An 18,109-nucleotide genomic window follows, 5' to 3' on the forward strand; every position below is an offset into this window, starting at 1 on the left:
ATTTGCCCCGTGCCGTCCAGAAAGTCCTCGTGGTGATCTAGCCACCAGTCGCCGTGGACTTCCCGGACGACTTGCGCCCGGACGGGATGGCCGACCGGGCAGTTCGATCGACACCCGGAGGACTACGTGTCCACACACGGCAAGAGAGCGGTGAGGCAGCGCGTGCGCGCCGCCACGACCGCAGCGGCAGCGATGGCGCTGCTCGCAGCACCCCTGTGCATCACGACGAGCGCGAGCGCGGCCGAGGCGCACGTCGACAACCCGTACGCAGGTGCGACGCAGTACGTGAACCCCACCTACGCGGCAGCCGTTGAGAGCGCTGCCACACGTGCCGGCGACGCCACGCTGGCCGCCAAGATGCGCACGGTCGCCAAGCAGCCGACCGCCGTGTGGATGGACCGGATCAGCGCGATCACCGGGAACGCGGACGGCAACGGCCTGAAGTTCCACCTGGACAACGCGCTCGCCCAGAAGGGCTCCGGCCCGATCGTGTTCAACCTGGTCATCTACGACCTGCCCGGCCGCGACTGCTACGCCCTGGCGTCCAACGGTGAGCTCCCCGCCACCGACGCGGGCCTGGCCCGGTACAAGACCGAGTACATCGACCCGATCGCCGCGCTGCTCAGCGACCCGAAGTACGCCGACATCCGCATCTCGGCGACCATCGAGCCCGACTCGCTGCCGAACCTGGTCACCAACATCTCCGAGGCCACCTGCCAGCAGGCCGCGCCGTACTACAAGGCCGGCGTGAAGTACGCGCTGGACAAGCTGCACGCCATCCCGAACGTCTACAACTACATCGACATCGGTCACTCCGGCTGGCTCGGCTGGGACAGCAACGCCGGCCCCGCCGCGACGCTCTTCGCCGACGTGGCCAAGTCCACGACGGCCGGGTTCGCCTCGGTCGACGGCTTCGTCAGCGACGTCGCCAACACCACGCCGCTCAACGAGCCGTTCCTGCCCGACTCCACGATCTCTGTCGGTGGCACGCCGATCCGCTCGAGCTCGTACTACGAGTGGAACTTCGACTTCGACGAGGCCGACTTCACGGCGCACATGCACCGCCTGCTCGTCGCGGCCGGCTTCCCGTCGTCGCTCGGCATGCTCGTCGACACGTCCCGCAACGGCTGGGGCGGCCCGGCCCGTCCGACCGCGGTGTCGACCAGCACGAACCACAACACCTACGTCAACGAGTCGCGCGTGGACAAGCGCGTCCACCGTGGCGCCTGGTGCAACCCGCTCGGTGCGGGCATCGGCGAGCTGCCGCAGGCCACGCCGTCCGGCTACACCAGCTCCCACCTCGACGCCTTCGTGTGGATCAAGCCCCCGGGTGAGTCCGACGGCGCGTCGTCCGACATCCCGAACGACCAGGGCAAGCGGTTCGACCGCATGTGCGACCCGACCTTCGTGTCGCCCAAGCTGTCCAACCAGCTGACCGGCGCCACGCCGAACGCGCCGCTGGCCGGCCAGTGGTTCGAGGACCAGTTCAAGACCCTCGTCGCCAACGCCTACCCGGTCCTCGCGGGGGGCACGACTCCCCCGGTCGACACGACGGCGCCCTCGGTGCCCGCCGGTCTGACCGCGGGCACCCCGACGTCCACGACGGTCCCGCTGTCCTGGACCGCGTCGACCGACAACGTGGCCGTCACCGGCTACAACGTGTACCGCGGCACCACGCTGGTGGGCACCTCCACCTCGACGAGCTACACCGTGACCGGCCTGACGGCTGCCACCGCGTACTCGTTCACGGTCCGCGCCAAGGACGCCGCCGGGAACCTGTCGGCAGCCTCCACGGCCGTCACCGTCACCACGGCGACCGGCACGGTCACCGACACGACGGCGCCCTCGGTGCCGACGGGTCTGACCGCCGGGACGACGACGACCACGACGGTCCCGCTGTCCTGGAACGCGTCGACGGACAACACCGGCGGCACCGGCGTCGCCGGCTACGAGGTCTACCGCGGCACCACGCTCGTGGCGACCACCACCTCGACGAGCTACACCGTGACCGGCCTCTCGCCCGCCACCGCGTACTCGTTCACGGTCAGGGCCAAGGACCTGGCGGGCAACGTCTCGGTCGCCTCCTCGGCCGTCTCGGCGACCACCCAGACCGGCACGGTCACGGACACGACGGCGCCCTCGGTGCCGACGGGCCTGACGGCCGGCACGACCACCACGACGTCGGTCCCGCTGTCCTGGACCGCGTCCACCGACAACGTGGCCGTCACCGGCTACGACGTCTACCGCGGCACCACGCTGGTGACCACGACCACCTCGACGAGCTACACCGTGACCGGCCTCTCGCCCGCCACCGCGTACTCGTTCACGGTCCGCGCCAAGGACGCCGCCGGCAACATCTCGACAGCCTCCGCGGCGGTCACGGCCACCACGCAGTCGGGGACGTCCACCGGTGCGTGCTCGGTCAAGTACACGGCCAGCAGCTGGAACACGGGCTTCACCGCCTCGGTGAAGGTCACCAACACCGGCACCGCGGCCCTGTCCAGCTGGACCCTCGGCTTCTCGTTCGCCAACGGCCAGACGGTCACCCAGGGCTGGAGTGCCGACTGGTCGCAGTCCGGCACGGCCGTCTCCGCGAAGAACGCCGCGTGGAACGGCACCCTGGCCGCCGGTCAGAGCGTGGACATCGGGTTCAACGGCTCGCACACGGGCACGAACAACGCGCCCACCGCCTTCACGATCAACGGTGCTGCCTGCACCAACGCGTGACCTAGCGGAACGACGAGCGGGGGTCCTCCAGCCGGAGGGCCCCCGCTCGCCCGTTCCGGACCCACCACCTCGAGGAGAACCGTGTCTTCCACCCACCGTCTGCGCGTGCTCGCGACGAGCGTCGCCGCCACGGCCGCCCTGACCGCCCCGCTCGTCCTCGGAGCCGTTCCCGCCCAGGCAGCCGCCGGCGACGACTGGCTGCACGTGTCGGGCAACAAGATCGTCGACGAGGCCGGCAAGGAGGTGTGGCTGACGGGCACCAACTGGTTCGGGTTCAACGCGAGCGAGCGCGTCTTCCACGGCCTCTGGTCCGCGAACATCACCACGCTCACCAAGGGCATGGCCGACCGCGGCATCAACACGGTCCGCGTCCCCATCTCCACGCAGCTGCTGCTGGAGTGGAGGGCGGGGACGTTCCTGAAGCCGAACGTGAACACCTACGCCAACCCGGAGCTCGAGGGCCTGAACAGCCTCCAGATCTTCGACTACTGGCTGACCCTGTGCGAGAGGTACGGCATCAAGGTCTTCCTCGACGTGCACAGCGCCGAGGCGGACAACGCGGGCCACGTCTACCCGGTGTGGTGGAAGGGGGCGATCACCACCGACGACGTGTACGCCGGGTGGGAGTGGGTGGCCGAGCGGTACAAGAACAACGACACGATCATCGGCGCGGACGTGAAGAACGAGCCGCACGGTGCCCAGGGCGCCACCGAGCGCGCCAAGTGGGACGGCTCGACCGACAAGGACAACTTCAAGCACTTCGCGCAGACCGCGGGGCGCAAGATCCTGGCGATCAACCCGCACTGGCTGATCTTCGTCGAGGGCATCGAGGTGTACCCGAAGCCGGGCGTGCCGTGGACCTCGACCGGGCTCACGGACTACTACGGCACGTGGTGGGGCGGGAACCTGCGTGGCGTCAAGGACTTCCCGATCGACCTGGGCGCGAACCAGGACCAGCTCGTGTACTCGCCGCACGACTACGGACCGCTCGTGTTCGACCAGCCGTGGTTCCAGGGCACGTGGGACCGGACCACCCTCGAGCGCGACGTGTGGGACCCGAACTGGCTCTACCTGCACAAGCAGAACGTCTCCCCCCTGCTCATCGGCGAGTGGGGCGGGTTCCTGGACGGCGGTCGGAACGAGAAGTGGATGAACGCCATCCGCGACCTCATCGTCGACCGCCGGCTGAGCCACACGTTCTGGGTGCTCAACCCGAACTCCGGGGACACGGGCGGGCTGCTGAACTACGACTGGACCACCTGGGACGAGGCCAAGTACGCGCTGCTCAAGCCCTCGCTGTGGCAGGACGGCGGCAAGTTCGTCAGCCTCGACCACACCGTCAGGCTGGGCGGGGCGGGCAGCACGACGGGCAAGTCGCTCTCCGAGGTCGGCGGGCAGCCCGGTGACACGACGGCCCCGACGGTGCCGACGAACCTCGCTGCCGGGACGCCCTCGACCACGACCGTACCCTTGACCTGGTCGCCCTCGACCGACGCCGGCTCCGGGGTTGCCGGGTACGAGGTGTACCGCGGCACCACCCTCGTGGGGACCCCCACGACGAGCGCCCTCACGGTGACCGGGCTGGCGGCGGACACGCCGTACTCGTTCACCGTGCGGGCCAAGGACGTGGCCGGGAACGTGTCGGCCTCGTCGGTCGCCGTGACGGCGCGGACGGCCGTGGGCGGCAGCCACCGACACGGTGGCACCCACCGCCCCGACGGGCCTCGAAGCCGGCACCGGCACCACCACCACGATCCCGCTGCGCTGGACGGCCTCCACCGACAACGTGGCGGTGACCGGCTACGACGTCTACCGGGCGGGCACGCTGGTGGGCAGCAGCACGACCCCGAGCTGGACCGCGACCGGCCTGTCCCCCGCGACCTCCTACGTGTTCACGGTCGTGGCGAAGGACGCGGCCGGCAACCGTTCGGTGGCGTCCACCGCGCTGACGGCGTACACCGCGCCCGACGTGGCCACCGGCTCGTGCGCCGTCACCTACGCGGCGAACAGCTGGAGCTCCGGGTTCACCGGCTCGATCCGGATCACGAACACCGGGACGACCGCCCTGTCGGGGTGGACGCTCGGGTTCGCGTTCGCCGGCGGCCAGACCGTGACGCAGGGCTGGAGCGCGACGTTCAGCCAGACCGGGCCGACGGTCACGGCGACGGGGCTGGCGTGGAACTCGACGCTCGCGCCCGGGGCGAGCACCGAGATCGGGTTCAACGGCTCGCACACCGGCACCAACACCGCTCCGACCGCGTTCACCGTGAACGGCGCGGCCTGCGCGGTGCGATGACGTCGTGAGGCGCGGGGGTCCTGGCGTGCGGACCCCCGCGTCTCAGGAGACGGCGTCCTTGACCGCGGTGACCAGCTCGTCCACGTCGGCCTCGGTGGTGTCGAACGCGCACATCAGCCGGACCTCGCCGGTCTCGACGATCCAGTCGTAGAACCGCCACCGGCGGCGCAGCACGTCGGCGACCCCGGCGGGGAAGATCACGAAGATGCCGTTCGCCTGCGTGGGCCGGGTCACCTGCACCCCCGGGAGGTGCTCGATGCCCGCGCGCAGCCGGGTCGCCATGGCGTTCGCGTGCCGCGCCGAGCGCAGCCACAGGTCGCCCTCGAACAGGGCCACCAGCTGCGCGGAGGCGAACCGCATCTTGGACGCCAGCTGCATGTCCATCTTGCGCAGGTAGGTGAGCCCGCCGTCCGCAGCGGGGTCGAGCACGACGACGGCCTCGCCGAAGAGCAGCCCGTTCTTGGTGCCACCGAGCGACAGGATGTCCACCCCGGCGTCGGTGGTGAACGCGCGGAGCGGGACGTCGAGGGTGGCGGCGGCGTTGGAGATCCGGGCCCCGTCGAGGTGCAGCCGCATGCCGTGCTCGTGGGCCTGGTCCGCCAGCGCGCGCACCTCGTCGGGCGTGTAGACGGTGCCCAGCTCGGTGGCCTGCGTGATCGACACGACACCCGGCTGGGCGCGGTGCTCGTCGCCGAACCCCCACGCCTGCGTCGCCACGAGCTCCGGCGTCAGCTTCCCGTCCGGGGTGGGCACCGTGAGCAGCTTGATCCCGCCCATCCGCTCGGGAGCCCCGTTCTCGTCTGTGTGGATGTGCGCGGTCTCGGCGCACACCACGGCACCCCAGCGCGGGAGCACCGACTGGAGCGACAGGACGTTGGCGCCCGTGCCGTTGAACACCGGGAACGCGGTCGCCTGGTCGCCGAAGTGCTGGGCGACGACCTCCTGGAGCCGGGACGTGTACACGTCCTCGCCGTACGCGGTCTGGTGGCCACCGTTGGCCGCCGCGATCGCGGCGAGCACCTTCGGGTGCACCCCCGCGTAGTTGTCGGAGGCGAAGTCGCGGCGGTCGGCGTCATGCAGTCGGGTCACGAGGTCCATCTTCCCCGACGTGGGGCCTGCACCTGCGCACGGCGGGCCGGTACGGGATGATCCGACCAGACCACGAGGAGGACAGGTGCACGAGGACGACGCAGTCCCGGACGACGGCCGCCGGGAGACCCACAACGAGCGCGCGGACCGCAACTGGGACGAGCTCATGCAGGAGCTCCGGGTCACGCAGACGGGCACGCAGATCCTCACGGGCTTCCTGCTGACGATCCCGTTCCAGCAGAGGTTCGCGGACCTGGACGCCTACCAGGAGGACCTGTACCTGGTGCTCGTCGCGATGGCCGTCCTGGCGACCACCCTCATCACGGCCCCGGCGAGCCTGCACCGGGTGCTGTTCCGTCAGCGCCTCAAGCCGGAGCTCGTCTCGGCGGGGAACCGGCTCGCGCGGGCGGGGCTCGTGGTCCTGGCCCTCGTCATGGCGGGCAGCGCGATGCTGGTGTTCGACGTCGTGCTCACCAGGGCCGCCGGTCTGACGGTCGGGATTGTGTCGATCGCCGTCATCACGGCCGTGTGGTGGGTGTTCCCGAAGCTGCTCGCCCGGGGCACCCAGGAATGACCACGGTTCAGGCCGTCGCGGCTGCCCGGCAGCTCGCGCACGTACCGACGAGCTCGATGATGTGGTCCACGTCGTCGAAGCCGTGCGCCGCACCCACCTGGGCCGCCCAGGCCTCGGCCTGACCGGCGTCGATCTCGACGGTGCGGCCGCACGAGCGGCACACCAGGTGGTGGTGGTGGCTGCGCTGCGCGCACCGGCGGTAGACGGACTCCCCGTCCTCGGTGCGCAGCACGTCGACGTCGCCGTGCTCGGACAGGCTCTGCACCGCCCGGTACACGGTGGCCAGGCCGACGCTCGATCCCCGGGCCCGGAGCATCTCGTGCAGCTGCTGGGCGCTGCGGAACTCGTCGAGGTCCTCCAGGAGGTCGAGGATCTCGGCGCGCTGGCGCGTCTGCCGCGGCACGACCACCATCAGGACGACCCCCTCTTGCTGAGACTGGTTCCCACCATAACGCGACCGGGCCCCCGATCCCGAAGGATCGAGGGCCCGGTCGAGGTGCTGGGGTCAGCCCTGGACGGCGCGCTTGAGGGCGCTGCCGGCCGTGAGCTTCACGCGGTAGCCCGCGGGGATCTCGAGCTTCTCACCCGTCTGGGGGTTGATGCCGGTGCGGGCACCGCGCTCGGCGCGGGCGACGGCCAGGAAGCCGGGGATCGTGACGGCCTCGCCGTTGCTGAGGTTCTCCACGAGAACCTCCTGGAAGGCCTTGAGGGCCTTGTCCGCGTCGGTGTTGGACAGGCCGGTCTTGGCCGCGACGGCCTGGACGAGCTCGGTGCGGTTCACGCTCACTGGATGTGCTCCTCTGTGTTCACTCGGACATGCAGGCCCACTTCCGGGCCATCCCCCGGGCGCACGGCAAGACCGCGGCAACCGGGGACGATCGGCTGACACTAACCCGGGACAGGCATGTTTCCGTGCATCGGGCGTGTCGTGTCACCTGTGGGTACGCGCCAGGAGCCCCTCGACCGGCAGCGTCGTGATCACCCGGGCGGGGTCCAGGTCGTGCTCGGCGGCGCGCGCGCAGCCCGCCATGAGCCAGTCCAGCTGGCCGGGTGCGTGGGCGTCCGTGTCGATGGAGAAGTCGCAGCCGGCGTCGATCGCTATCGCGAGGAGCTCGTGCGGAGGGTCGAGCCGGTCGGGCCGGCAGTTGATCTCGACCGCCACCCCGTGCTCCGCGCAGGCGTCGAACACGGCTCGCGCGTCGAACTCGCTCTGCGGTCGGCTCTTGCCCTTGATCTGGCGGCCCGTGCAGTGGCCGAGGACGTCGGTGCGCGGGTTGCTCACGGCCGCGACCATCCGCCGCGTCATGGGTCCGGACTCCATCCGGAGCTTCGAGTGCACCGACGCGACGACGACGTCGAGCTGGTCCAGCAGGTCCGGGTCCTGGTCGAGGCCGCCGTCGTCGAGGATGTCGACCTCGATCCCGGTCAGGACGCGGAACGGGCCCACCGCGCGGTTCAGCGCGGCCACCTGGTCGAGCTGCGCGCGCAGCCGTGACGCAGACAGCCCGTTGGCCACCGTGAGCCGGGGCGAGTGGTCGGTGATGGCGAGGTACTCGTGGCCCAGCTCGAGGGCGGCCAGGACCATCTCCTGGATCGGCGTCGCCCCGTCCGACGCCTCGGTGTGCGCGTGCAGGTCTCCGCGCAGCGCCTCCCGCAGCGCGAGCGCGCTCGGGTCGGCGTCGGCCGCGCGGGCCGCCGCGTACTCGGCCTCGAGAGTGTCCAGGTACTCCACCCGCTGATCGCGCAGCACGTGCGCGACGACGTCGGCCGTCCGGGCGCCGACCGACGGCAGGTCCGCCAGCGAGCCCGACGCACCGAGCGCTGCCAGGCGGTCGGGCGCCTGCCTCTCGACGCTGACGGCTGCCTTGCGGAAGGCCTCGCTCCGGTACGGGCTCGCCTGGGCGCGCTCCAGCAGGAACGCGATCCGTCTCAGCGCGGCGACGGCATCGGCCTGCCGGTCCGCCGCGCTCACGACGCCTTGGCCTTGGCCTTCTTCGCCTTGGCCTTCGGCTTCTCGTCGTCCTTCGCCGGCTCCTCACCCCGGGCGCCGCGCGCCTTCTCGACGCTGCGCTGGAGCGCCGCCAGCAGGTCGACGACGTCGCCGCCGCCGTCGGCAGCGGCCTCCTCACCGGCCGGGAGCGGCACCGCGCGGGTGCTGCCCGACGACACCTTGGCCTCGATCAGCTGCTCGAGCGCACCCGCGTAGCGGTCCTCGTACTGCGACGGGTCGAAGTCCGCCGCGAGCGACTCGACCAGCGACGCGGCCATGGCCAGCTCCTGCGGCCGCACAGACACGTCGTCCTCGAGGATCGGGAAGTCGGCCGCACGGACCTCGTCGGGCCACAGGAGCGTCTGCATGACGATCACGTTGTCGCGCACGCGCAGGATCGCCATCGACTCGCGCTGGCGCAGCGCCACCTTCACCACCGCGACCCGGTCGGCCTGCTCGAGCGCGCCTCGCAGCAACGCGTACGGCTTGGCTGCGGTCTTCTCCGGCTCCAGGTAGTACGTCTTCTGGAGCAGGATCGGGTCCACCTGGTCCACCGGCACGAACTCCAGCACCTCGATCTCGCGCTCGGTGGACAGCGGCAGGGACTTGAAGTCCTCGTCGGTCAGGACGACCAGCTCGCCGTCGTCGGTCTCGTAGCCCTTGGCGATGTCCGACATCTCCACGGGCTCGTTGTCGATGCTGCAGAACTTGCGGTACCGGATCCGGCCGCCGTCCTCCTTGTGCACCTGGTGCAGCGTCACCTCGTGCTCGCCCGTCGCCGAGTACAGACGCACCGGGACGTTGACCAGCCCGAACGCGACGGCACCCTTCCAGATCGCTCGCATGGCCGTGTCCTCCGTCGATGGCAGCAGGGCGTGTGGATGTCGACCGCGCCTCGCGCGACCTCCTATGGGCAGGATGGACCCGTGGAGCCCATGCTCGCCACCCCTGCGACCGGTCCGGCGGAGCTTCCGCGCGGGCCGGAGTGGGCGTTCGAGGTGAAGTGGGACGGCGTGCGCGCGCTGGCGGACACGACCTCCGGCCGGCTGCGGATGTGGAGCCGCAACGAGCGGGAGATCACCCCGGCCTATCCCGAGCTGGCGGGGCTCGGCGCGGTGCCGGACGCGATCCTCGACGGCGAGATCGTCCTGATGGCCGACGGGATCCCCTCGTTCACCGCCCTCGCGGAGCGGATGCACGTCCGAGAGCCTCGCCGCGCGGAGGCGCTCGCGGCCCAGCGGCCGGTGACGTTCCTGGTGTTCGACGTGCTGCGGCTGGACGGCGTCGACCTCACCGGCCGGACCTACGACGACCGCCGGGAGGCGCTGGCCGGGCTCGCGCTCCCCCACCAGGTCCAGCTCTCCCCCGTGTACCCCGACGGCGACGAGCTCTGGGAGGTCACCAAGGGGCTCGGCCTGGAGGGCGTCGTCGCCAAGCGCCGGTCGTCCACCTACGTGCCCGGCCGGCGCTCCCACGACTGGGTGAAGGCCCCGCACCGACGCACCCGCGCGGCCCTGGTCGGCGGCTGGCGCGAGGAGACCAACGGTTCCGGCCGGATGGGTGCGGTCCTGTTCGGCGCGCGCGACACCGACGGCGCCCTGCGGTACCTCGGCCGGGCGGGCAGCGGACTGACGGGCAAGCGGGCGACGGAGCTGCAGAAGCTCCTGGTGCCGCGAGCCGACTCACCCTTCGACGACGAGGTGCCTCCGATCGACGCGCGCGGCACCCGGTGGTGCGAGCCGACGGTGGTCGTCGACACCCTGTACCTCGCGCGGAACCCCACCGGTCGGCTGCGGCAGCCGGTCGTGCGGGCCGTGCGGACCGACACCGACGCCGACCCGTGGGAGCAGCCATGACACCCGAACGGCAGATGGTCGACGTCGAGGGCCGCCAGGTGCGCGTCAGCCACCTGGAGAAGGTCATGTACCCGTCCACGGGGATGACCAAGGCCGAGGTGATGAACTACCTGGTCCAGGTGGCGCCGGCGATCCTGCCGCAGCTGAAGGACCGACCGGTGACCCGGATCCGCTGGCCCGGGGGTGTCGGAGGCGAGAAGTTCTTCGAGAAGAACACCCCGCGCGGCGCGCCCGACTGGGTCCGCCGGCAGACGCTGCGCGCTGCGCCCGGCGCCGAGGACGAGGGGGCGGAGCTGGAGCTGCCGTTCCTCGACGACCTGGCCGGGCTCGTGTGGGCGGCCAACCAGGGCGCGCTCGAGCTGCACACGCCGCAGTGGCGCGTGGGCCCGCGCGGGAAGATCCACAAGCCCGACCGTCTCGTGGTGGACCTCGACCCCGGCGCTCCCGCGGGGCTGGCGGAGTGCGCCGTCGTGGCCCACCTCGTGGCGGACCGGCTGCGCGAGGACGGGCTCGGGACCACGGTGCCCGTGACCTCCGGCAGCAAGGGCATGCAGCTGTACGCGCCGCTGCCCGGCACGCAGACCGTGCTCGAGGTCCGGCAGTACGCGCGCGACATCGCCTACGAGATCGCGGCGGCGCACTCCGACCTGGTCGTGGCGGTCATGAAGAAGGACATCCGCGGCGGCAAGGTGCTCATCGACTGGTCGCAGAACCACCCCGCGAAGACCACGATCACCCCGTACTCGCTGCGCGGTCGCAACGTCCCGCACGTCGCGGCACCCCGGTGGTGGGACGAGATCGGTCCGGGGCTCCAGCAGCTCACGCCGGACGAGGTCGCCGGACGGCTGGCCGACCTCGGTGACCCCTTCGCCTGACCGGTTCGGATGGCGGCACCCGCCCACCTTTGACACGGTGGAGGCAGTCGGGCAGAAACCCCGCGCCATCGAACGAAGGAAGGCCCCCATGGTCCTGCCGAAGTACACCGTCCCGTCCCTGACGCTCCAGGAAGGTGCCGACGTCGCTGCGGTCCTCCAGACGCGTCTGGACGCACTGAACGACCTGGCGCTGACGCTCAAGCACATCCACTGGAACGTCGTCGGGCCCCACTTCATCGCGGTGCACGAGATGCTCGACCCTCAGGTCGACGCCGTGCGGCTGATGGTCGACGCCATCGCCGAGCGGATCGCCACCCTCGGGGTCGCGCCGGTGGGCACGCCGGGCGAGCTGGTGAAGAACCGGACGTGGGAGGACTACTCGATCGGGCGCGACAGCGCGATCGCCCACCTCGGCGCCCTGGACGTCGTGTACGTCGGGGTCATCGAGGACCACCGGAAGGCCGCCAAGGACGTCGAGGAGATCGACGACGTCACCAACGACCTGCTCGTCGGTCACCTGCACGAGCTGGAGCTCTTCCACTGGTTCGTCCGGGCGCACCTCGAGTCCGCGGGCGGGGTCCTGACGACCGGCAACGCGCAGAGCGAGAAGACCGCCGCACGGAAGGCGTCCGCCAAGGACACCGCGTGAGCGCATCCCCCAGCGCCCGGCCCGTCGCCGAGTCCGGCGGCGGGCCGGTGCTTCGTACCGCCCGGCCCGGCGGCCCTTCCGGCGCGTCGACCAACCCGGCGTCGTCCGTACCGCGCACACACCTCGCCGCACGGCTCGAGAACGGGTTCGACCGGGCCGTGGCACACCAGCTGCGCGGGCGGGGATGGACCGTCCGGATCGAGCCCTACGCCGGCTACGGCGCCACCGGATGGGTCCGCGTCCTGTCCCGGACGCTCCTGGCCGCCCCCCACGTCCGCGACGAGGACCTGCCCGGCGCGGGCGGGAGCGCGCAGGCGGGCACCCGGTCGGCCACGGCGCTGCGGGGCTGGCGCAGCTTCGCCACGGCCCAGGTCTCCGGTGCCGAGCTCGAGGTGCAGGTGGGCGACCGTACGCACCGGGTGGTCACCGACCGCGGCGGGTACGTCGACACCATCCTGGAGTCCGACCTGGCGCCCGGCTGGCACGACATCCGTCTCACGACCAGCGACGGGACCACCGCGACCGCCCCCGTGCACGTGATCGGGCCGGACGTGCGGGTGGGGATCGTCAGCGACATCGACGACACCGTGATGGTGACGCGTCTGCCGCGTCCGTTCGTCGCCGCCTGGAACGTGTTCATGCGGCACGAGAACGCCCGCGAGGCCGTCCCGGGGATGGCGCGGCTGTACGCGGAGCTGCAGTCGGGCCACGGCGAGACCCCGGTGGTCTACCTCTCCACCGGCGCGTGGAACGCCGCACCGACCCTCGCCCGCTTCCTGCGGCGGCACCGCTACCCGGCGGGCCCGCTCCTGCTCACCGACTGGGGCCCCACCAACAGCGGCTGGTTCCGCAGCGGTCCCGCGCACAAGGTCGCCCAGCTGCGGCGGCTCTTCGACGAGCTGCCGGACGTCCAGTGGGTGCTGGTGGGCGACGACGGCCAGCGGGACCCGCAGATCTACGCCGGGGCCGCCCAGCACTTCCCGGAGCGGGTCCGGGCGATCCTCATCCGGCAGCTGACGTTCGGGGAGCACGTCCTCGCGCACGGGGTGCCGGTGCCGACGACGGATCAGGTCAAGGCCGAGCAGGACGCCGCCCGGCGCCCCGACGGCATCCCGGTGATCCAGGGCGAGGACGGCAGGGCGCTGCTGCGCGGCGTCCGCGAACGCGGGGTCGACCTCTCGTAGTCGATCTCTCGTAGTCGACCGCTCGTAGAGGCCTAGAGACGCTCGGGGTCGTCCCACTCGTCGCTGCTGGCGATGGCCTCGTCGTCCGCCTCGAGCTCGACCGCGTGCAGCGACCGCGGGGCGTTGTCGGGGTTGCCGCCGGAGCGTGCATCGGCGGCGTCGAGCTCGGCCTGAGCACGTGCGGGGTCGGCGAGGTGCTCGGCGGACGGGTCGGACGTCAGGTCGCGGTCGCGGCTCATGGTCTGGTTCTACCGCTCGGCGTCCGCCGCCGCACCCGCGGACCAGCCCGTGGTCGACACCGTCCCGCGGGCGGACTAAACGATTCACGCTCTGCTGCACGCTCGAAGCGCTTCGATACGGTCGCGGCGATCGTCGCTCGGCGTCGATCGCAGGGACCCCGGCACCGCCGCCGGGCGTGCCTCACCGCCATCACGAAGGAGTGCAGCGGATGTCCGCCCCCTCGCTCGTCGCCCGCACACCAGCCCGGCTGGCCGCCCTCGCCGCCGCCGGCGCCCTGGTCGCCAGCGCGCTCGTCGCCGTCTCCACCCAGGAGACCGCCCACGCCGCCGTCTCCCCCTACACCTGGGGGAACGTCGAGATCGTCGGTGGGGGCTTCGTGCCCGGCATCATCTACAACCAGTCCGAGAAGGGCCTCGTCTACGCGCGGACCGACATCGGCGGCGCGTACCGCCTCGACCAGACCACCAAGCGGTGGATCCCCCTGCTCGACCACGTGGGCTGGGACGACTGGAGCCACAACGGCGTCCTGTCGCTGGCCACGGACCCGGTGAACCCGAACAAGGTGTTCGCCGCGGTCGGCACGTACACGAACAGCTGGGACCCCAACAACGGCGCCATCCTGCGGTCGTCGGACCGTGGCGTCACCTGGGCCAAGACGACCCTGCCGTTCAAGGTCGGCGGCAACATGCCCGGCCGCGGCATGGGCGAGCGGCTCCAGGTGGACCCCAACGACGACCGCGTCCTGTACTTCGGCACCGAGGGCGGCAACGGCCTGTGGCGGAGCACCGACTCGGGCGTGACCTGGGGCAAGGTCTCCAGCTTCACCAACGTGGGCAACTACGCGCAGGACCCCAGCGACCCCAACGGGTACCTGACCACCAACCAGGGCGTCGTGTGGGTGACCTTCGACCCCACGAGCGGGACCAAGGGCTCGCCCACCAGGACGATCTACGTCGGCGTGGCCGACAAGGAGAACACCGTCTACAGGTCCACGGACGCCGGCGCCACGTGGTCGCGGATCGCCGGGCAGCCCACGGGCTACATCGCGCACAAGGGGGTGTTCGACTCCGTCGGCAAGCAGCTCTACATCGCGACGAGCGACGCCGGCGGCCCCTACGACGGCGGCCACGGCGACCTCTGGCGGCTCGACGCGGCCACCGGTGTGTGGACCCAGATCAGCCCCGTGCCGTCCTCGAGCACGGACAACTACTTCGGGTACTCGGGTCTGACGATCGACCGGAAGGACCCGGACACGATCATGGCGGTCACGCAGATCTCGTGGTTCCCGGACATCCAGGTGTTCAGGTCCACCGACCGCGGCGCCACCTGGTCCCGGATCTGGGACTGGAACGGCTACCCCGACCGCACCCTGCGGTACACCCTCGACATCTCCGGGGCCGGATGGCTCACATTCGGCAAGCAGGCCGCGCCGCCGGAGCCGAGCCCGAAGCTCGGCTGGATGACCGAGTCGTTCGAGATCGACCCCTTCGACTCCAACTCGTTCCTCTACGGCACGGGCGCCACCATCTACGGCGGCTCCAACCTGACCGCGTGGGACACCGGCGGCAAGGTGGCCGTCTCCGTCAAGGCGCAGGGCCTCGAGGAGACCGCCGTGCTCGACCTGGCGGCCCCTCCGGGAGCGACGCAGCTGGTCTCCGGCCTCGGGGACATCGGCGGCTTCGTGCACACCGACATCACCAAGGTGCCGTCCGCCTACTCCGCCACCGCCCCCTTCATGGGCTCGGTCAACGGCACCGACTTCGCCGAGAAGACGCCGGCCACCATGGTCCGCGTCGGCTCCGGCGACGCCGGCAGCTCCCACATCAGCGTGTCCACCTCTGGCGGCAGCTCCTGGTGGGCGGGTCAGGAGCCCGGCGGTGTGACGGGTGGCGGCAACGTCGCCATGGGCGCCGACGGCAGCCGGATCGTCTGGAGCGCCGACGGCGCCGGCGTGCACACGTCGTCGACGCTCGGCTCGAGCTGGACGAAGTCGACGGGCCCCGCCACCGGCGCCCGCGTCGAGTCCGACCGGGTCAACCCGTCGAAGTTCTACGCGTTCTCCGGCGGGACGTTCTGGACCTCCACCGACGGCGGCGTCACGTTCACCGCCTCCGCGGCGACGGGGCTACCGACCGCGGGGAACGTGCGGTTCGCCGCGGTCCCCGGACGCGAGGGTGACGTCTGGCTCACCGGAGGGACGACGACGGGCACCTACGGGATGTGGCACTCGACCAACTCGGGCGCGACGTTCACCAAGATCGCCGCGGTCGACCAGGGCGACGCCATCGGGTTCGGCAAGGCCGCTCCCGGAGCCTCCTACCCGGCCATCTACACGTCGTCCAAGATCAGCGGGGTCCGCGGGATCTTCCGCTCGATCGACGCCGGCGCCACCTGGGTCCGGATCAACGACGACCAGCACCAGTGGGGCTGGACGGGCTCGGTCGTGATCGGTGACCCGGACGTCTACGGGCGGGTCTATGTGGGCACCAACGGCCGCGGCATCATCGTCGGCAGCCTGACGGGCACGGACCCGACCACCACCCCGACCCCGACGCCCACGCCCACGGCGACCTCCACACCCACACCCACACCGACGCCCACCCCGACCCCGACGGCAACGCCGACGCCGACCGTCCAGCCCGGTGTGTGCACGGTGAGGTACACGACCAACGACTGGAACACCGGCTTCACCGCGTCGGTGAGGATCACCAACGGCAGCAGCGCGGCGATCACCGGCTGGATGCTCGCGTTCACGTTCCCCGCGGGTCAGCAGATCACCAACCTCTGGTCGGGCGCCTACACGCAGACCGGGTCGACCGTGACGGTGACCAACGCCCCCTGGAACGGGTCGATCCCGGCCGGTGGCAGCGTGGAGCTGGGGTTCAACGGGTCCCACACCGGGACCAACACCAAGCCGGCTGCGTTCGCGGTGAACGGCACCACCTGCGCGAACGGATGAGCTGCGGGGTGGGGCGGCGCGTGACACGGACCCGCCGCCCCACCCCGCACCCTGGCCTGGCCCGCCGCACCGACCCCGCGGCGGGCCAGGCCTTCGGTCCCTTGACGTAAGCAAGATCACACGTTGCCGGACGGAAGGTATCTCGACGTCAACATACGATCGCAGATGTGCCAGAACGCGAAGAGACCATCGACGTCGTCCTCGTCGGGGGCGGGATCATGAGCGCCACGCTCGCCGCCCTGATCACCACCCTCGAGCCCACGTGGACCGTCGAGATCCACGAGCGTCGGGCGGGTCTCGCCGAGGAGAGCTCGAACGCCTGGAACAACGCAGGCACGGGTCACGCCGCACTCTGCGAGCTCAACTACACGCCCGAGCGCGCCGACGGCACGGTCGACATCAGCAAGGCCGTGACCATCAACGAGCAGTTCGAGCTGTCCCGCGAGCTGTGGCACCACCTGGCCACCCACGACCGCCTGCCCGGCGGCGAGGGCTTCCTGTCCAGCACCCCCCACATGACGTTCGTGCGCGGTGCCGACAACGCCGACTACCTGCGACGCCGCTACGAGACGCTGCGGCAGCACCCCCTCTTCTCCGACCTCGAGTTCAGCACCGACCCGGCTCAGATCGCCCGGTGGGCCCCGCTGCTCGTGGACGACCGCGACCCCGCCGAGCCCGTCGCGGCCACCCGCGCCGCGGCCGGAACGGACGTCGACTTCGGACGACTGACCCGCGCCATGATCGGCGACGCGATCTCCCGCGGCGCGCAGGTGCACCTCGAGAGCGAGATCACCCGGCTCCGCCGGAGGCGCGACGGGCGCTGGTCGCTGCGCGTGGCCGACCGCCGCTGGAACGGGCACGTCCGCAGCCGCAAGGTCAGCGCGCGCTTCGTCTTCATCGGCGCCGGTGGCGGTGCCCTGGGCCTGCTCCAGAGCTCGGGAATCCCGGAGGCCAAGGGCTTCGGCGGCTTCCCGATCAGCGGCCAGTTCCTCAAGACCACCAACCCCGAGATCGTCGCCCGGCACCAGGCCAAGGTCTACGGGAAGGCGGAGATCGGCGCTCCCCCGATGTCCGTCCCGCACCTCGACACCCGCGTCGTCGACGGCGGCACCGCGCTGCTGTTCGGGCCGTACGCCGGCTGGAGCATGAAGTTCCTCAAGGGCGGCTCGTGGACGGACCTGATCCGGTCGATCCGGCCGGGGAACCTGATCCCCATGCTCTCCGTGGGCCTGCGGAACCTCGACCTGCTCAAGTACCTCATCGGTGAGGTCACCGCCACGGACACCAGCCGCCTGCGCACGCTGCGCGCGTTCATGCCGTCCGCGCACCCACGCGACTGGGAGCTCGTCACCGCGGGGCAGCGCGTCCAGGTGATCAAGAAGGACAAGGCCAAGGGCGGGGTGCTCGAGTTCGGCACCGAGCTGGTCACGTCCGCGGACGGCTCGATCGCGGGCCTGCTGGGTGCATCGCCCGGTGCGTCCACGGCGGTCGCGACGATGCTCGACCTGCTGGAGCGGTGCTTCCCGGAGCGCATCGACGCGTGGCAGCCGACGCTGCGCGCGATGATGCCGAGCCTGGGCGGAGCCGAGTGGGACGAGTCGTTCGAGCTGGAGCACCTCGCGGACGACGAGCAGGTGGGGTCCGAGCGCTGACCGTGATGCGCGAGGATG

Annotated in this window: 15 protein-coding genes and 1 pseudogene; 10 read left to right on the top strand and 6 right to left on the bottom strand. The window is 71.3% G+C overall.

Annotated elements, in window-relative coordinates; genetic code table 11:
• Window positions 1-126 precede the first annotated feature (126 nt).
• The 3 genes and pseudogenes from HP550_RS10755 to HP550_RS22725 all read left to right on the top strand — a co-directional run bounded on the left by HP550_RS10755 (window position 127) and on the right by HP550_RS22725 (window position 5,023).
• Complete coding sequence (locus tag HP550_RS10755) at window positions 127-2,727, top strand: glycoside hydrolase family 6 protein (RefSeq protein WP_175347672.1); 2,601 nt, start codon at window positions 127-129, stop codon at window positions 2,725-2,727.
• A 243-nt stretch (window positions 2,728-2,970) separates the two neighbouring features.
• A pseudogene (locus HP550_RS22720) lies at window positions 2,971-4,323 on the top strand (cellulase family glycosylhydrolase); the annotation flags it as partial.
• Between the two features lie 103 nt (window positions 4,324-4,426).
• The gene (locus tag HP550_RS22725) at window positions 4,427-5,023 is read left to right on the top strand and encodes a cellulose binding domain-containing protein (RefSeq protein ID WP_175347751.1); all 597 of its coding nucleotides are present in this window, start codon (window positions 4,427-4,429) and stop codon (window positions 5,021-5,023) included.
• 42 nt (window positions 5,024-5,065) lie between these two features.
• Here the strand turns inward: HP550_RS22725 and HP550_RS10765 are convergent, their stop codons facing one another.
• Window positions 5,066-6,121 carry a threonine aldolase family protein gene (locus HP550_RS10765; RefSeq protein ID WP_175347673.1) on the bottom strand — a complete coding sequence of 352 codons (1,056 nt, stop codon included), beginning with the start codon at window positions 6,119-6,121 and terminating at the stop codon, window positions 5,066-5,068.
• Window positions 6,122-6,197: 76 nt separating this feature from the next.
• On the opposite strand from HP550_RS10765, the gene HP550_RS10770 reads away from it, so the two are divergent.
• Complete coding sequence (locus tag HP550_RS10770) at window positions 6,198-6,686, top strand: DUF6328 family protein (protein WP_175347674.1); 489 nt, start codon at window positions 6,198-6,200, stop codon at window positions 6,684-6,686.
• Window positions 6,687-6,693: 7 nt separating this feature from the next.
• Here the strand turns inward: HP550_RS10770 and HP550_RS10775 are convergent, their stop codons facing one another.
• The 4 genes from HP550_RS10775 to ku form a co-directional block, all read right to left on the bottom strand.
• Entirely contained in the window at window positions 6,694-7,098 is a 405-nt protein-coding gene (locus HP550_RS10775; RefSeq protein WP_175347675.1) for a Fur family transcriptional regulator, read from the bottom strand.
• Between the two features lie 93 nt (window positions 7,099-7,191).
• A complete protein-coding gene (locus tag HP550_RS22305) occupies window positions 7,192-7,473 on the bottom strand; it encodes an HU family DNA-binding protein (protein WP_175347676.1) in 282 nt (93 codons plus the stop codon).
• 144 nt (window positions 7,474-7,617) lie between these two features.
• Window positions 7,618-8,658 carry a PHP domain-containing protein gene (locus HP550_RS10785; RefSeq protein ID WP_175347677.1) on the bottom strand — a complete coding sequence of 347 codons (1,041 nt, stop codon included), beginning with the start codon at window positions 8,656-8,658 and terminating at the stop codon, window positions 7,618-7,620.
• Entirely contained in the window at window positions 8,655-9,521 is an 867-nt protein-coding gene (gene ku / locus HP550_RS10790) for a non-homologous end joining protein Ku (RefSeq protein WP_175347678.1), read from the bottom strand. Before ku ends, HP550_RS10785 begins: the two co-directional genes overlap by 4 nt.
• 90 nt (window positions 9,522-9,611) lie before the next feature.
• On the opposite strand from ku, the gene HP550_RS10795 reads away from it, so the two are divergent.
• From HP550_RS10795 to HP550_RS23050, 4 genes are all read left to right on the top strand, one after another.
• The gene (locus HP550_RS10795; RefSeq protein WP_210767975.1) at window positions 9,612-10,532 is read left to right on the top strand and encodes an ATP-dependent DNA ligase; all 921 of its coding nucleotides are present in this window, start codon (window positions 9,612-9,614) and stop codon (window positions 10,530-10,532) included.
• Window positions 10,529-11,407 carry a non-homologous end-joining DNA ligase gene (ligD, locus tag HP550_RS10800; protein ID WP_175347680.1) on the top strand — a complete coding sequence of 293 codons (879 nt, stop codon included), beginning with the start codon at window positions 10,529-10,531 and terminating at the stop codon, window positions 11,405-11,407. Before HP550_RS10795 ends, ligD begins: the two co-directional genes overlap by 4 nt.
• Window positions 11,408-11,495: 88 nt before the next feature.
• On the top strand, window positions 11,496-12,056 hold the full coding sequence (locus HP550_RS10805; protein ID WP_175347681.1) for a Dps family protein: 561 nt from the start codon (window positions 11,496-11,498) through the stop codon (window positions 12,054-12,056).
• Entirely contained in the window at window positions 12,053-13,240 is a 1,188-nt protein-coding gene (locus tag HP550_RS23050; RefSeq protein WP_343048115.1) for an App1 family protein phosphatidate phosphatase, read from the top strand. The genes HP550_RS10805 and HP550_RS23050 overlap by 4 nt, the downstream gene beginning before the upstream one ends.
• 32 nt (window positions 13,241-13,272) lie before the next feature.
• Here the strand turns inward: HP550_RS23050 and HP550_RS10815 are convergent, their stop codons facing one another.
• Window positions 13,273-13,479, bottom strand: coding sequence for a hypothetical protein (locus tag HP550_RS10815; RefSeq protein ID WP_175347682.1), 207 nt, complete (start codon window positions 13,477-13,479; stop codon window positions 13,273-13,275).
• 209 nt (window positions 13,480-13,688) lie between these two features.
• Here HP550_RS10815 and HP550_RS10820 point away from each other — a divergent pair, with 209 nt between their 5' ends.
• Complete coding sequence (locus HP550_RS10820) at window positions 13,689-16,439, top strand: cellulose-binding domain-containing protein (protein WP_175347683.1); 2,751 nt, start codon at window positions 13,689-13,691, stop codon at window positions 16,437-16,439.
• A gap of 158 nt (window positions 16,440-16,597) precedes the next feature.
• Window positions 16,598-18,091 (top strand): malate dehydrogenase (quinone), encoded by a 1,494-nt coding sequence (gene mqo, locus HP550_RS10825; RefSeq protein WP_425484444.1) that lies wholly within the window; start codon window positions 16,598-16,600, stop codon window positions 18,089-18,091.
• Window positions 18,092-18,109 lie beyond the last annotated feature (18 nt).

The sequence above is a fragment of the Cellulomonas humilata genome, from assembly GCF_013359775.1.
In the GTDB taxonomy this organism is placed as follows: Bacteria; Actinomycetota; Actinomycetes; order Actinomycetales; family Cellulomonadaceae; genus Cellulomonas; species Cellulomonas humilata.

Coding starts and splice junctions, on each gene's coding strand:
- HP550_RS10775 (WP_175347675.1), bottom strand. CDS start 7,098: ATGGTGGTCGTGCCGCGGCAGACGCGCCAGCGCGCCGAGATCCTCGAC.
- ku (WP_175347678.1), bottom strand. CDS start 9,521: ATGCGAGCGATCTGGAAGGGTGCCGTCGCGTTCGGGCTGGTCAACGTC.
- HP550_RS10805 (WP_175347681.1), top strand. CDS start 11,496: ATGGTCCTGCCGAAGTACACCGTCCCGTCCCTGACGCTCCAGGAAGGT.
- ligD (WP_175347680.1), top strand. CDS start 10,529: ATGACACCCGAACGGCAGATGGTCGACGTCGAGGGCCGCCAGGTGCGC.
- HP550_RS10765 (WP_175347673.1), bottom strand. CDS start 6,121: ATGGACCTCGTGACCCGACTGCATGACGCCGACCGCCGCGACTTCGCC.
- HP550_RS10820 (WP_175347683.1), top strand. CDS start 13,689: ATGTCCGCCCCCTCGCTCGTCGCCCGCACACCAGCCCGGCTGGCCGCC.
- HP550_RS10795 (WP_210767975.1), top strand. CDS start 9,612: ATGCTCGCCACCCCTGCGACCGGTCCGGCGGAGCTTCCGCGCGGGCCG.
- HP550_RS10815 (WP_175347682.1), bottom strand. CDS start 13,479: ATGAGCCGCGACCGCGACCTGACGTCCGACCCGTCCGCCGAGCACCTC.